Annotated in this window: 11 protein-coding genes; 7 read left to right on the top strand and 4 right to left on the bottom strand. The window is 67.1% G+C overall.

Annotated elements, in window-relative coordinates; genetic code table 11:
- Window positions 1–55: 55 nt before the first annotated feature.
- Complete coding sequence (locus DTA15_RS30800) at window positions 56–373, bottom strand: VF_A0006 family four-cysteine protein (protein WP_006486375.1); 318 nt, start codon at window positions 371–373, stop codon at window positions 56–58.
- 332 nt (window positions 374–705) lie between these two features.
- Here DTA15_RS30800 and DTA15_RS30795 point away from each other — a divergent pair, with 332 nt between their 5' ends.
- The 6 genes from DTA15_RS30795 to DTA15_RS30770 all read left to right on the top strand — a co-directional run bounded on the left by DTA15_RS30795 (window position 706) and on the right by DTA15_RS30770 (window position 9,021).
- Complete coding sequence (locus DTA15_RS30795) at window positions 706–1,671, top strand: ABC transporter substrate-binding protein (RefSeq protein WP_006486371.1); 966 nt, start codon at window positions 706–708, stop codon at window positions 1,669–1,671.
- 139 nt (window positions 1,672–1,810) lie between these two features.
- Window positions 1,811–2,707 carry an ABC transporter permease gene (locus tag DTA15_RS30790; protein ID WP_006486373.1) on the top strand — a complete coding sequence of 299 codons (897 nt, stop codon included), beginning with the start codon at window positions 1,811–1,813 and terminating at the stop codon, window positions 2,705–2,707.
- 1 nt (window position 2,708) lies between these two features.
- Window positions 2,709–3,503 carry an ABC transporter ATP-binding protein gene (locus DTA15_RS30785; RefSeq protein WP_006486391.1) on the top strand — a complete coding sequence of 265 codons (795 nt, stop codon included), beginning with the start codon at window positions 2,709–2,711 and terminating at the stop codon, window positions 3,501–3,503.
- Window positions 3,504–3,662: 159 nt separating this feature from the next.
- Window positions 3,663–4,370 carry a translesion DNA synthesis-associated protein ImuA gene (gene imuA, locus DTA15_RS30780; RefSeq protein ID WP_012492390.1) on the top strand — a complete coding sequence of 236 codons (708 nt, stop codon included), beginning with the start codon at window positions 3,663–3,665 and terminating at the stop codon, window positions 4,368–4,370.
- The gene (locus DTA15_RS30775; RefSeq protein ID WP_012492391.1) at window positions 4,303–5,799 is read left to right on the top strand and encodes a Y-family DNA polymerase; all 1,497 of its coding nucleotides are present in this window, start codon (window positions 4,303–4,305) and stop codon (window positions 5,797–5,799) included. The genes imuA and DTA15_RS30775 overlap by 68 nt, the downstream gene beginning before the upstream one ends.
- A gap of 6 nt (window positions 5,800–5,805) precedes the next feature.
- A complete protein-coding gene (locus tag DTA15_RS30770; protein WP_034195644.1) occupies window positions 5,806–9,021 on the top strand; it encodes an error-prone DNA polymerase in 3,216 nt (1,071 codons plus the stop codon).
- A 283-nt stretch (window positions 9,022–9,304) separates the two neighbouring features.
- Here the strand turns inward: DTA15_RS30770 and DTA15_RS30765 are convergent, their stop codons facing one another.
- A complete protein-coding gene (locus DTA15_RS30765; RefSeq protein ID WP_006487016.1) occupies window positions 9,305–10,135 on the bottom strand; it encodes an alpha/beta fold hydrolase in 831 nt (276 codons plus the stop codon).
- 465 nt (window positions 10,136–10,600) lie between these two features.
- On the opposite strand from DTA15_RS30765, the gene DTA15_RS30760 reads away from it, so the two are divergent.
- Window positions 10,601–11,506 (top strand): GlxA family transcriptional regulator, encoded by a 906-nt coding sequence (locus DTA15_RS30760; protein WP_227743243.1) that lies wholly within the window; start codon window positions 10,601–10,603, stop codon window positions 11,504–11,506.
- 125 nt (window positions 11,507–11,631) lie between these two features.
- Here DTA15_RS30760 and DTA15_RS30755 read toward each other — a convergent pair whose 3' ends face one another.
- Both DTA15_RS30755 and lhpI read right to left on the bottom strand, forming a co-directional pair.
- Window positions 11,632–13,083: a short-chain fatty acid transporter gene (locus DTA15_RS30755; protein WP_012492392.1), complete on the bottom strand. Its 1,452-nt coding sequence runs from the start codon at window positions 13,081–13,083 to the stop codon at window positions 11,632–11,634.
- 25 nt (window positions 13,084–13,108) lie between these two features.
- Window positions 13,109–14,044 (bottom strand): bifunctional Delta(1)-pyrroline-2-carboxylate/Delta(1)-piperideine-2-carboxylate reductase, encoded by a 936-nt coding sequence (lhpI, locus tag DTA15_RS30750; protein ID WP_006487025.1) that lies wholly within the window; start codon window positions 14,042–14,044, stop codon window positions 13,109–13,111.
- Between the last annotated feature and the right edge of the window lie 7 nt (window positions 14,045–14,051).

Genomic DNA, 14,051 nt, shown 5'->3' with positions numbered 1-14,051 from the left:
AAGGGCCTGCATCGCGCAGGCCCTTTTTTCATTGGCGCAGCACGCGCGCCTATGCCTACATCTCCCCGCGCCGCGAGCAGATCGACATGATCTGCTGGATCGCGTAGTTGTCGCGCACGCCGGGCAGCGACTGCACGACGCACTCGTGAAAGCGCCGTTCGCGCGGCAGCAGCATCGCGTTGTTGCGGTACAGCGCGTCGCACGAGCGCTGGATCAACTGGGCCGCCGCGCCGTTGCGGCTTTCGCGCAGCGCGTTGAGCATGCAGTCGTCGTATTGCGCGTTGCCGTCGGTCAGCGCGAACGCCGCGCCCGGCGGCGTCAGCGCGACGGCGGTGAATGCTGCGAATGCGGCGGCTCGGATACCCCGTTTCATCTGCCCTCCGGTGGAGTGGATTGGGTCGGCCGACAGCATAGCGTAAAGCCGCATGCGCGGCCGACGCATTGGCCGACGCGGATCGGCGCCGCCACCGGCAAGGCTTGGCGCGCTTTCTCGGGGCCTCGGCGAGGTGGTGCCCGGCGCGCCGCGCGAAAGCACGGAGTCAGGCGGTGGTCTGCGGAAATGGTATCCTCGTGCGTTCGCCGCTGCACGCTTTCCCGGAGCGTGCGCGGGCCGATCGCCCGCGTCTCGTACGCACGGGCGGCGCCCGCCCGACGGCGGCGGGAATCCATCATCCAGAACCGACACAATACGGGGGAGACTCACCCATGAAGCGATTCAAGACTTTCGCGATCCGTTCGATCACGGCCGGCGTCGCCGCACTCGCGCTGGCAGGCGCCGCGCATGCACAGACCGTCAAGGTGCTGTCGATCGTCGACCATCCGGCGCTCGATGCGATCCGCGACGGCGTGCGCGCCGAACTGAAGGCGGAAGGTTACGGCGACGACAAGCTCAAGTGGGAGTACCAGAGCGCGCAGGGCAACACCGGCACGGCCGCGCAGATCGCGCGCAAGTTCGTCGGCGACAAGCCCGACGTGATCGTCGCGATCGCAACGCCGGCCGCGCAGTCGGTCGTCGCCGCGACGAAGAGCGTGCCGGTCGTCTACTCGGGCGTCACCGACCCGGTCGCCGCGCAGCTCGTGAAGGGCTGGGGCCCGTCGGGCACCAACGTGACGGGCGTGTCCGACAAGCTGCCGCTCGATCGCCAGGTCGCGCTGATCAAGCGCGTCGTGCCGAATGCGAAGACGGTCGGCATGGTCTACAACCCGGGCGAGGCGAATTCGGTCGTCGTCGTGAAGGAGCTCAAGGAGATCCTCGCGAAGCAGGGGATGACGCTGAAGGAAGCGGCCGCGCCGCGCACCGTCGACATCGGCCCGGCCGCGAAGAGCCTGATCGGCAAGGTCGATGTGATCTACACGAACACCGACAACAACGTCGTGTCCGCGTACGAAGCGCTGGTGAAGGTCGCGAACGAAGCGAAGATTCCGCTCGTCGCGGGCGACACCGACAGCGTGAAGCGCGGCGGCATCGCGGCGCTCGGCATCAACTACGGCGACCTCGGCCGCCAGACGGGCAAGGTCGTCGCGCGCATCCTGAAGGGCGAGAAGCCGGGCGCGATCGCGTCGGAGACGAGCAGCAACCTCGAACTGTTCGTGAATACGGGCGCGGCCGCGAAGCAGGGCGTCACGCTGTCGCCGGATCTCGTGAAGGAAGCGAAGACGGTCATCAAGTAAGCCGCGGCCCGACCGCCGCGCTTGCAGGCCCGATCCGGGCCTCGACGACATCGCCGGACGGGCGGCTCCCACCCGGGGCCGCCCGTCCGCTTCGCCCGGCCGTACACGTCCGGCCGGGAAGCAACAGGATTTCCCCATCATGTCTCTGTTCTCGTTTCTGGGCGCACTGGAGATCGGCCTGATCTTCAGCCTCGTCGCCCTCGGGGTGCTGATCTCGTTTCGCATCCTCAACTTCCCCGACCTCACCGTCGACGGCAGCTTTCCGCTCGGCGGCGCCGTCGCCGCGACGCTGATCTCGGCCGGCCATGACCCGTTTTCCGCGACGCTGCTCGCGATCGTCGCGGGCGCGCTGGCCGGCTTCGTCACCGGCTGGCTGAACGTGCGCCTGAAGATCATGGATCTGCTCGCCAGTATCCTGATGATGATCGCGCTCTACTCGGTGAACCTGCGGATCATGGGCCGGCCGAACGTGCCGCTGATCACCGAGCCGACGCTCTTCACCGTGCTGCAGCCCGACTGGATGCCCGATTACGTGCTGCGCCCGGCGCTGCTCGCGATCGTCGTCGTGATCGCGAAGCTCGGCCTCGACTGGTTCTTCTCGTCGCAGCTCGGCCTCGCGATGCGCGCGACCGGCGCGAACCCGCGGATGGCGCGCGCGCAGGGCATCGCGACCGGCCGGGCGACGCTCGCCGGGATGGCGCTGTCGAACGCGCTCGTCGCGCTCGCGGGCGCCCTGTTTGCGCAGACGCAGGGCGGCTCGGACATCTCGATGGGGATCGGCACGATCGTGATCGGGCTGGCCGCCGTGATCATCGGCGAGACGCTGCTGCCGGCGCGCCGGCTGGTGCTGACGACGCTTGCCGTCGTGCTCGGCGCGATCGTCTACCGCTTCTTCATCGCGCTCGCGCTGAACAGCGAATTCATCGGCCTGAAGGCGCAGGACCTGAACCTCGTGACGGCCGCGCTCGTCACGATCGCGCTGGTGCTGCCGGCGACGCGCAAGAAGCTGTTCGCGCGCAAGAACGGAGGGGCATGACATGCTGTCCGCACACGATCTCAAACTCACGTTCAATCCCGGCACGCCGATCGAGACGCGCGCGCTGCGCGGGCTGTCGCTCGAGATTCCCGACGGCCAGTTCGTCGCGGTGATCGGCTCGAACGGCGCCGGCAAGTCGACCTTCCTCAATGCGGTCAGCGGCGACCAGCGCGTCGATGCGGGACGCATCGCGATCGACGGCACGGATGTGACGCGCAAGGCCGCGTGGGACCGCGCGCACCTCGTCGCGCGCGTGTTCCAGGACCCGATGGCCGGCACCTGCGAGGCGCTGACGATCGAGGAGAACATGGCGCTCGCGATGGCGCGCGGCGCGCGGCGCGGCTTCCGGGCGGCGCTCGACCGGCCGTCGCGCGAGCTGTTCCGCGACAAGCTGCGGCTGCTGAACCTCGGGCTGGAAAACCGGCTGACCGACCGGATCGGGCTGCTGTCGGGCGGCCAGCGGCAGGCCGTGAGCCTGCTGATGGCGTCGCTGCGGCCGTCGCGGATCCTGCTGCTCGACGAGCACACGGCCGCGCTCGATCCGAAGACGGCCGCGTTCGTGCTGGAGCTGACCGCGCGCATCGTCGCCGAGAGCAAGCTGACGACGATGATGGTCACGCACAGCATGCGGCAGGCGCTCGACTACGGCGACCGTACGGTGATGCTGCACCAGGGGCAGGTCGTGCTCGACGTGTCGGGCGACGCGCGCAAGGGGCTGGACGTGCCGGATCTGCTGCAGATGTTCGAGAAGGTGCGGCACGAGCAGCTCGACGACGACGCGTTGCTGCTCGGCTGACGGGCTGCTGACCGACGGCTGACGGGCCGGCGCGCCGTGACATGACGGGCGCGCCGGCTTCTCCCCGGTTTCTTCCGACGAAAACCGGTTTTGCACCGGTGCTGTGCGACGCGCGCGCATTGCCATATACTGTATATCCATACAGTTGTGGGTGGCGTCATGCTCGCATCCTCCATTACTCCCGAATCCCTTCATCCGTCCCTTTGGCGCGGCTCGCAGCTCGCGCGCGGCGGCCCGCGCACGATCGACACGGGCTTCGCGCCGCTGTCGGCCGAGCTGCCGGGCGGCGGCTGGCCGGTCGGCGGCCTCGTCGAACTGCTGGCCGCGCAGCCGGGCTGCGGCGAGATGCGGCTGCTCGCGCCGGCGCTTGCCCGCACCGTCAGCGTGCGGCGGCCGCTCGCGCTCGTTGCGCCGCCGCAGTCGCCGCATGCCACCGCGCTCGCCAGTCTCGGCGTGCCGGCCGACACGCTGCTGTGGCTGCGCGCCGGTAGCCGTACCGATGCGTTGTGGGCCGCCGAGCAGGCGCTCAAGGCCGGCTGTTGCGGCGCGCTGCTGCTCTGGCAGGACGCGCGGCCCGATGCGCTGCGGCGCCTGCATCTCGCGGCCGCGCGCACGGGCGACACGCTGTTCGTGATGCTGCGTCCGCTGTCGGCCGCGCGGCAGCCGTCGCCGGCCGTGCTGCGCGTCGCGCTGTATCCGGTGCCGGGCGGCGTGTCGCTCGACATCGTCAAGCGTCGCGGGCCCGCGCGCAGCGAGCCGCTCGTGCTCGATTTGCCGTCGCCCATCGTGGAGAGCCGCTATGCGCGTCTTGCTCGGCATCCATCTGCCGCGCCTGCCGCTCGACGTGTGCGCCCCGCCGCCGTCTGACGCGGCGGCCGGCGAGGCCGGCGAGGCCGGCTGCGCGGTGCTCGAGCAGGGCGTCGTGCTGATCGCCGACGCGGCCGCGCGCCGGCAGGGCGTGCGCGCGGGCATGAAGCGCGGCGGCGTGCTCACGCTCGCGCCCGATACGCAACTCGTCGAACGCGATCCCGCGCGCGAAGCCGATGCGCTGCGCGCGGTCGCGCTCGCGCTGCTGCGTTTCTCGCCGTGCGTCGCGCTCGACGACGAAGCCACGCTGATCGTCGACGTCGGCTCGAGCCTGCGCCTGTTCGGCGGCCTGCCGTCGCTGTGCCGCCAGGTGCGCGCGATGCTCGCGGCGCTCGGCTACGCGGCGCGCCTGTCCGCCGCGCCGACCGGGCGCGGCGCATGGCTGCTCGCGCGCACGTCGGCCCGCGCACGCAGCCGGCGCCGCGTCGCACGCCAGACCTCGCTCGTCCGCACGCTCGACCGGCTGCCGTGCGTGCTGCTGCCCGATGCGCGTCCGTATGCGGGCTGGTTCGACGGCCTCGGCTGCCGCACGCTCGCCGATCTGCGCCGCCTGCCGCGCGCAGGGCTGCAGCGACGCTGCGGTCCCGCGTTGCTGGCCGCGCTCGATCGTGCGTACGGCGAAGCGGTCGAGCCGCTCGCATGGATGGCGGTGCCGCCCGTGTTCGACGTGCGGCTCGAGTTGCCGGAGCGCGTCGAATACGCGGAAGCCGTGCTGTTCGCCGCGCGGCGGCTCGTCGTGCAGCTGTGCGGCTGGCTGGCCGCGCGGCACCTGTCGCTCGCCGCGATGACGTTCGATCTCGAGCACGAACGCGGCCGCCAGGCCGTGCCGCCGACCCCGCTCGCGCTCGCGTTCGCCGCCCCCGTGCGCGACGAGGGGCATTTCATGCGGCTGCTCGGCGAGCGGCTCGCGCGCGTCGAGCTGCCGGCCGCGGTGATCGCGGTGCGTCTGAAGGCCACGCGCGTCGAATCGGTCGCGCCGCCGGCCGACGATCTTTTTCCCGAGCCGGGCGGTACGCGGGAAACCCGCGAGCGGTTGCTCGAGTTGCTGGTCGCGCGGCTCGGCGCGGACAACGTGCTGCGCGCGGCACCCGTCGCCGATCATCGGCCCGAAGCCGCGAACCGCTGGCTGCCGCTCGATGCGCAGGCGGGCAAGCCGGCCGGCGGGCCGCCGGCCGTGCCGCCGCGCCCCGCGTGGTTGCTGGCCGAACCGCTGCCGTTGCTGATGCGTGGCGAGCGGCCGGTATTCCATACGCCGCTGAGGATGATGTCGTCGGCGGAGCGGATCGAGGCCGGGTGGTTCGATGGTCAGCTCGCGGCACGCGATTACCACGTCGCGCAGGACGAAGCCGGTGCGTGCTATTGGGTGTTCAGGGAACGGGCGGGGAGCGAGTCCGAACCGCACTGGTTCCTGCACGGCCTGTTCGGGTGAACGAAGATGATGGCGGATTTCAGCGGGCTGCCCGATTACGCGGAGTTGTTCTGCCGTTCGAACTTTTCATTCCTGCATGGCGCATCGCATGCGGACGAACTGGTCGAGCGTGCGGTGAAACTCGGCTATCGCGGGATCGCGATCACCGACGAATGCTCGCTCGCCGGCGCGCCGCGCATGCATGTCGCGGCGAAGGCGAACGGATTGCCGCTCGTCATCGGTTCGTATTTCGACGTCACGCCGGATGACGTCGCGCCCGGCCACGACCCGGGCCCCGGTGCGTTCGGGCTCGTGCTGCTCGCGCAGAACCGCGAAGGGTACGGCAATCTTTCCGAGTTGATTTCGTGGCGGCGGATGGCATCGCCGAAGGGCACTTACCAGCTGACGTCGCGGATGCTGTCGGCGCCGCCGGCGGAGTTTGCCCACTTGCGCGGCATGCCCGACTGCTTCGCGATTCTCGTGCCGACGTACCCGGTGCGGGCGGACGTGCTCGATGCGCAGGTCGCGTGGTTTCGCGCGACGTTCGGCGAGCGGGCGCGGCTCGGGCTCGTGCAGTTGCAGCGCGCGCTGGACGGCGCGCAGCGCGACGAGATTCGCGAGGCCGGCAAACGGCGCGGCGTGCGACTCGTCGCGCTGGGCGACGTGACGATGCACGTGCGCTCGTGCAAGCCGCTGCAGGACGTGATGACGGCGATTCGCGTCGGGATGCCGGTCTCCGAATGCGGGTACGCGCTCGCGCCGAATGCGGAGCAGCATCTGCGTTCGCGCGGGCGGATCGCGAAGTTGTTTTCGTCGGCCGAGATCGCGGAGACGTGCGCGATGTTCGATGCATGCGATTTCGAACTCGACTCGCTGCGTTACGAGTATCCCGACGAGATCGTGCCGGCGGGACTGACGCCGACGCGCTATCTGGAACAGGAAACCTTCGCCGGAGCGGCGGTGCGTTATCCGCAGGGCATCCCGGAGAAGGTCGACAAGCAGATCCGCCATGAACTCGACCTGATCGCCCGGCTGAGCTACGAGCCGTTCTTCCTGACCGTCTACGACATCGTCAAATACGCGCGCAGCCAGAACATCCTGTGCCAGGGCCGTGGCTCGGCCGCGAACTCGGTCGTCTGTTATTGCCTCGGCATCACCGAAGTGAATCCCGAGCAAAGCACGATGCTGTTCGAGCGTTTCATCAGCGAGGAACGCGGCGAGCCGCCGGATATCGACGTCGACTTCGAGCATCAGCGCCGCGAAGAAGTGATCCAGCACATCTACGCAAAATACGGCAAGGATCGCGCCGCGCTCGCGGCTGCCGTTTCGACGTATCGTCCGCGCGGCGTGCTGCGCGAAACCGGCAAGGCGCTCGGCGTCGATCCGATGCTGGTCGATCGCGTCGCAAAGGGGCATCGCTGGTTCGACGGCAGTCGCGATCTGCTGCGGCAATTCGCGTCGACCGGGCTCGATCCCGAAACGCCGCTGATTCGCACATGGGCCGAACTGGCCGGGCGCTTGCTCAACTTCCCGCGCCACCTGTCGCAGCATTCGGGCGGCTTCGCGATCAGCCGCGGCAAGCTCACGCGGCTCGTGCCGGTCGAGAACGCGGCGATGGACGGGCGGCGCGTGATCCAGTGGGACAAGGACGATCTCGAAGCGCTCGGGCTGATGAAGGTCGACGTGCTCGCGCTCGGCATGCTGTCGGCGCTGCATCGCGCGTTCGACCTGCGCACCGCGTGGCGCGGGCCAGCGAAGGACGGCAAGCCATTCACGCTGAAACACATTCCGCAGGATGACAAGGCAACCTACGACATGATCTGCCGTGCCGATACCGTCGGCGTGTTCCAGATCGAATCGCGCGCGCAGATGTCGATGCTGCCGCGGCTGAAGCCGCGCAACTACTACGATCTCGTCGTTCAGGTATCGATCGTGCGGCCCGGTCCGATTCAAGGCGGCGCCGTGCATCCGTATTTGCAGCGGCGCAGGATCGTGGCCGGTGAAGAGGAGGGCGAGGTCACGTATCCGAGCGACGCGCTCAAGGAAGTGCTCGTTCGTACGCTGGGTGTGCCGATCTTCCAGGAACAGGTGATGCAGATTGCGATCGTCGCCGCGGGTTTTACACCTGGCGAAGCGGATGACTTGCGTCGTGCGATGGCCGCGTGGAAGCGCAAGGGCAATCTCGAGAAATATCAGGACAAGATCATCAGCGGCATGCTCGAACGCAACTACACACGCGAATTCGCCGAACAGATCTTCGAGCAGATCAAAGGCTTCGGCGAATACGGGTTCCCCGAAAGCCACGCCGCGAGCTTCGCGAAACTCGCGTACGCGAGCAGCTGGCTCAAATGCCACGAACCCGCGATCTTTCTCGCCGCGCTGCTGAACAGCCAGCCGATGGGGTTCTACCCGCCGTCGCAACTCGTGCAGGACGCGAAGCGTCACCGCGTGAAGGTGCTGCCGATCGACGTGACGCAAAGCACCTGGGAAGCCGCGCTCGAAGCGTTGCCCGACCAGCCGCCGCCGCACGGTCAGCCGGCCGTGCGGCTCGGCCTGTCGCTCGTGCGCGGCCTGAGCGAAGCCGCCGCGCGGCGCATCGAAGCCGCACGCGCCGCCGGCCCGTTCGACAACGTCGACACCCTCGCGCGCCGCGCGCAACTCGAACGTCGCGATCTCGAGGCGCTCGCCGCCGCGAATGCGCTCGCGACGCTCGCCGGCCATCGTCGCGATGCGTTGTGGCAGGCCGTCGCCGCGGCGCCGGAGCGCGACCTGCTCGCCGCCGCGCCGATCGACGAGGTGGAGCAACCCGCGCTCGGCGCGCCGTCGGAAGCCGACGACATCCTCGCCGACTATCACACCACCGGCCTCACGCTGAACCGCCATCCGGTCGCGTTGCTGCGGCCGGCCTTGCGCGCGCAGCGGCTGTCGTCGGCGGCCGAGTTGCGCGACCGTCCCGACGGCCGGCTCGCACGCGCATGCGGGCTCGTGATCGCCCGGCAGATGCCGGGCACCGCGAAGGGCGTGATGTTCATGACGCTCGAGGACGAAACGGGCTGCGTGAACGTGATCGTCCGGCCCGAGCTGCTCGCGCGGCAGCGCCGCGAAACACTCGATTCGCGGCTGCTCGCGGCGTCCGGCGTGTGGCAGGTCGTGAGCGACGTGCGGCACCTCGTCGCGCAGCATTTCGAGGATCTGACGCCGCTGCTCGGCGGCCTGCGCACGTCGAGCCGGGAATTCCACTAAGGTCGGCATGCACTGCCGGCACGCGTGCGCTTCGTCCTGCGTGCGTGCGGGGACCGATTGCGGCCACGCTAGCCGACGAGCGATGACGGGTTGCCTGCTTCACGGATCATTTCGACGAAATGGTCGTATTCAATCCGGGTTCGATCGTGATGCACGTCCGGATCACATGAACAACAGGTGCGGGGAGCCTGCCTCAATCGTCCCAGCCCGCGCGGAGGCGGGGCGGGACCGTGACCTCACCATCACGTCAGGCTGTCACCTCTTGCTCGCATGGAAGAGGTAATCAGCTTTGCAAGAACTCGAGCAGATCGGCGTTGACCTTGTCGGCATGGGTAGTCGGAATGCCGTGCGGAGCCCCCTTGTACGTAATCAGCTTCCCGTTCTTGACCAGCTTGGCGGACAGCACGCCGGAATCGGCATAAGGAACAACCTGGTCATCGTCACCATGAATGACCAGCACGGGGATGGTGATCCCCTTGAGATCGTTGGTGAAATCGGTCTGCGAGAACGCAACGATGCCGTCGTACTGCGCCTTCGTACTGCCCATCATGCCTTGACGCCACCAGTTGTAGATCACCCCCTCCGACGGCTTGGCCCCGGGGCGGTTATAGCCGTAGAAGGGGCCGGCCGGCACGTCGAGGTAGAACTGCGCCCGGTTCGCTGCGACATGTGCCTGGAAATCGTCGAAGACGGACTTCGGCGTACCGTTCGGATTGCTGCTGGTCTTGACCATCAGCGGCGGCACCGAGCTGATCAGGACGGCTTTGCTCACATTGCGCTCGCCATGCCGTGCGATATAACGCACCACCTCGCCACCGCCGGTGGAGTGGCCAACGTGCATTGCTCCGTGGGTACCGAGCTTCTCGACCACTGCCGCGGCATCATCGGCGTAATGGTCCATGTCATGGCCGTCCCAAACCTGGCTGGAACGACCGTGGCCCCGGCGATCATGCGCGACGACGCGAAAGCCCTTGTTCACAAAGAACAGCAGTTGCGCATCCCAATCATCTGAGCTGAGAGGCCAGCCATGGTGGAAATGGATGACCTTGGCATCGCGCGGACCCCAGTCCTTGTAGAAGATCTCGACGCCATCTTTGGTGGTAACGGTACCCATGTGCTGAACTCCTTGCGTATTGCCTTGTGGTGAAGAGAGAGGATTGCTGGATGCTGCTCGAGCGGGTAAAGCCAAGTAACCCGTGGTCGCGGCAATGACGCCGCCGAGGAGTAATTGACGACGTCGCACATCAACGTCGTCGCCGCCTTGAGGGTTCGAATCGCAAATTTTTTCCATTGCTATATTCTTCTGATTATCTGGTGATCGAGACAATTCATCTTCTGGTTCGACAGATATCTGCAAGACGTCAACGCGATTGCTGGCTAATATGTTGATAATGCCGGAAGGGATTGGATATCAACTTCGCTCTGCTCCTTAGTAATGCTGGTTTGCGCAGACCCATTGTAGGCGGATGCAGATATATTGAAACTGACGAGGTTGACATTGTTAAGGTCCAAAACTGACAAAGTTGTCGAGGTTGCACTCCTGGTCTATCCAGACTGTCAAATCGCCGCGATTCACTGCTTGACCGATCTGTTTCGGATCGCCAATGATTGGGCGGCCTATCCGCACGAGGACGATCGCCACTGCCGTATCCGCGTCACGCATTGGCAACTGAACCCGGCGTCGGGACGTATCGAATGCTGTTGGGACAGCGATCCGGCCGACGCGCATCAGCCGGCTTTCGCTATCGCCCCGCCGAGTGTTGTGATGCCCGAGCGCATGTCGGACATGCCGCGCGAGGCGGCCTGGTTGGCCGAGCTGCACGGGCGCGGCGTAATCGTCTGCTCCATCTGCGCAGGCGCGTTCGTGCTGGCCCAAACCGGCCTGTTGGCGCGACGGCGGATCACCACGCACTGGGCATTTGCGGAACTCCTTTCCCGTACCTGCCCCGACGCTCACGTCGCGAGCGAGAACATCGTGCTCGATGATGGGGATGTCATTACGGCCGGCGCCATCCTTGCATGGAATGATCTTGGTTTCTTGATCGTCGATCGCGTCATGGGCGCAAATGTCATGCTGGCCACATCGCGTTTCATGCTCAGCGAAGGGGTGCGTGACGACCAGCGGCCGCTAGAAGGATTCCTTCCAAGACTCGATCACGACGACGATGCGATATTGGAGGCTCAACATCTCATCCTTTCAACGCCGGGTATCAATCACACCATAGCCAGTCTTGCCGGAATTTCTTGTCTCACGGAAAGGACATTCATTCGGCGATTTCAAAAGGCAACGGGATTGAATCCCGCGAACTATGTAAGGCAGGTGAGAATGACGAAGGCGAAGGATGCGCTTCGATTGGGTAACCGGCCGATCGCGCTCGTTGCGAAGGAATTGGGATATGACGATGTGATTTCGTTTCGGAAGGCGTTTCAAAATGTCGTCGGCATGTCGCCGGCGGCTTATCGCCAGCATTTTCGAACCAAATGACGAGTCGATAACGCCTTTCGGATGAACGATGTCCATCGTGTTTCGCACGTTCGATGTGCTCTCGGCGTGCCGGCCGTGAAGCCGCTCGATCGTCGCGATGCCGTGAACGTGATGCGCGTCACGCGTCACGGCATGACGGGCGGATGGTAGGTGAGTGTGCTCGCGAGCGCCCACAGCATGAAGATCACGAGCGGCAGGTGAACGACCAGTTGCGTGAACGTGAAGCCGACGATGTCGCGGGCACGCAACCCGAGCACGCCGAGCAGCGGCAGCATCCAGAACGGATTGATCAGGTTCGGCAATGCCTCGGCCGCGTTGTAGACCGTCACGGCCCAGCCCAGATGAACCTGCAGCAGTTTGGCCGCCTCGATCACGTACGGCGCCTCGATGATCCACTTGCCGCCGCCGGACGGCACGAAGAACCCGAGCACGGCCGAATACACGCCCATCACCGCGGGGAACGACGCATGCGACGACAGCGCGACGAAGAAGTGGGCGAGGTGATCGGACAGCGGCAGTCCGGTGGGCGCGGCCGCCTTGGTCAGGATGTACGCGATCCCGCCGTACAGCGGAAACTGGATCAGCACGCCCGCGACCGACGGCACCGAACGCGCGACGGCATTGAGGAAGCGCCGCGGTCGCCAGTTGAGCAGCATGCCCAGCAGCAGGAACAGGAAGTTGTACGTGTTCAGGTTCGAGATCGCGATCAGCGGATTTTTCGTCGTGAACTCGTGCCACGCCCAGATCGCACCGATCGCCACGATCACGATGGTGACGAGCGGACTGTATTCGAGCCAGTCGCCCGGGCGGCTGGGGCGGGCGAGCGCGGCATGGCTCTCGTCGAGCGCAATGCCGAGTTCCGTCGCGGTCTTCGCCCGCGCGTCGTTCGGCGCGGACAGATACGCGATCAGCAGCGACGCGACGGTCAGCACCGCGGCCATCAGCATCGACTGCGGGAGAAAGATCGTCTCGGTGAACGGGATGACGCCGGAGATCGCGAGCAGCGCCTTGGGCAGGCTGTCCGGATTCGCCTGCAATTGCGACGCGGATGAACTCAAACCCAGCGCCCACGTCGCACCCATGCCGAGATAAGCGGCCGCGCCGGCCGCGCGGTAATCCATCCGCAGATCGGCGCGGCGCGCGAGCGCACGCACCAGCAGGCCGCTGAAGATCAGGCTGATCGCCCAGTTGAACAACGACGCGACGATGCTGACGAGCGCGACGAACGTCACCGCGGCGCGCCCGGACGCGGGCACGCGCGCGAGCGCATCGATGAGCCTCGACGCGGGCGGCGACACCGCGACGACATAACCCGAGATCGCGACGATCGCCATCTGCATCGTGAACGGGATGAGGCTCCAGAAGCCGTCGCCGAACGCCACGCCGATCCGCGCGACCGGCGCCCCGGCCGCCAGCGCGCCCGCCGCCACGATGATCACCGCGAGCGCGGCGAAGATATAGGCGTCCGGAAACCACTTCTCCGACCAGCGCGCCATGCCCGCGGCCATCCGTTCCAGCACGCGTTCGCGGTCCGCCGCCGGCGCGTCGCCGCGCTGCACGTCCATCAGCTCTTTCATCTCGATCTCCTTGCCCGTCACGGGTTCAATTCGTTTTTTCATGGATTTGAATGGCCGCGGCCAGATCCTCCAGCGCGGTGCCGACGGCCTTGAACACGGTGCGTTGCAGGTCGTTCGTCCGGCCCCGCGCGTCGCCCCGGCACAGCGCCGTCAGCGTCCGACCCAGGTGGTCGGGCGCAATGACGTTGCGCGCCAGCGGACCCAGCAGGTCGCCGGACTTTTGCGCGGCCTCGTCCGTGTCGACGTAAATCTCCGCGTGCCGGAAGCAGTCGTCGTCCGCTTCGCGCATGCGCGGCGTGAAGCTGCCGATCAGGTCCAGATGCGAGCCCGGTGCGAGCCACTCGCCGCGGACGATCGGCTCCGTCGCGAGCGTCGCGCAGGCGACGACGTCGGCGCGCCGGACGCTGTCCTCGAGATGCGTGACGGGCGCCGCGTCGAAACCGTCGCGGGTCAGCCGGTCGACCAGGCGCGCCACCGCTGCGGGGTCCTTGTCCCAGACCTCGACGTGCGAGATCGGCAACTGGCTGCGATACGCGAGCGGCACGAGGCTGCCGACCCGGCCGGCGCCCAGCAGCACGATGCGCGATGCGTCCGGCCGGGCCAGGTAGGTGGCGGCCAGCGCCGACGCCGCCGCGGTGCGGCGCGACGTGATTTCGTTGCCGTCCAGTTGCGCGAGCGGGCGACCCGTCCGCCCGTCGTAGAGCACGTAGGTCGAATGCAAGCCGGGCAGGCCGTGTTCCGCATTGCCGGGGAAGATGTTGACCGTCTTGATGCCCAGATAGCCGTGGTCCTGCCACGCGGGCATGACGAGTACCGTGCCTTCGTCCGTGCTGCCGGCATTGACGACGTGCGAATGTCGCAGCGGCACGTGGCAGCCGTCGACGAACGCTTGCCGCAGGCGGGCGACCAGCGATTCGAAATCCAGCGCGTCGCGGGTCGCGACGGCGTCGAAATGTTTCATGGTGAAC

Origin of the sequence: Burkholderia cenocepacia, from assembly GCF_900446215.1 — a bacterium.
GTDB lineage: Bacteria > Pseudomonadota > Gammaproteobacteria > Burkholderiales > Burkholderiaceae > Burkholderia > Burkholderia cenocepacia.
Note: the sequence above shows the minus strand (reverse complement) of the source record. Positions and strands in the feature narration are given on the sequence as shown.

What these genes read in the sequence shown, in the direction of transcription:
- DTA15_RS30765 (WP_006487016.1), bottom strand. Translation starts at nt 10,135, where the DNA reads ATGGGTACCGTTACCACCAAAGATGGCGTCGAGATCTTCTACAAGGAC.
- DTA15_RS30755 (WP_012492392.1), bottom strand. Translation starts at nt 13,083, where the DNA reads ATGAAAGAGCTGATGGACGTGCAGCGCGGCGACGCGCCGGCGGCGGAC.
- imuA (WP_012492390.1), top strand. Translation starts at nt 3,663, where the DNA reads ATGCTCGCATCCTCCATTACTCCCGAATCCCTTCATCCGTCCCTTTGG.
- DTA15_RS30775 (WP_012492391.1), top strand. Translation starts at nt 4,303, where the DNA reads ATGCGCGTCTTGCTCGGCATCCATCTGCCGCGCCTGCCGCTCGACGTG.
- DTA15_RS30790 (WP_006486373.1), top strand. Translation starts at nt 1,811, where the DNA reads ATGTCTCTGTTCTCGTTTCTGGGCGCACTGGAGATCGGCCTGATCTTC.
- DTA15_RS30800 (WP_006486375.1), bottom strand. Translation starts at nt 373, where the DNA reads ATGAAACGGGGTATCCGAGCCGCCGCATTCGCAGCATTCACCGCCGTC.
- DTA15_RS30770 (WP_034195644.1), top strand. Translation starts at nt 5,806, where the DNA reads ATGATGGCGGATTTCAGCGGGCTGCCCGATTACGCGGAGTTGTTCTGC.
- DTA15_RS30795 (WP_006486371.1), top strand. Translation starts at nt 706, where the DNA reads ATGAAGCGATTCAAGACTTTCGCGATCCGTTCGATCACGGCCGGCGTC.
- DTA15_RS30785 (WP_006486391.1), top strand. Translation starts at nt 2,709, where the DNA reads ATGCTGTCCGCACACGATCTCAAACTCACGTTCAATCCCGGCACGCCG.
- lhpI (WP_006487025.1), bottom strand. Translation starts at nt 14,044, where the DNA reads ATGAAACATTTCGACGCCGTCGCGACCCGCGACGCGCTGGATTTCGAA.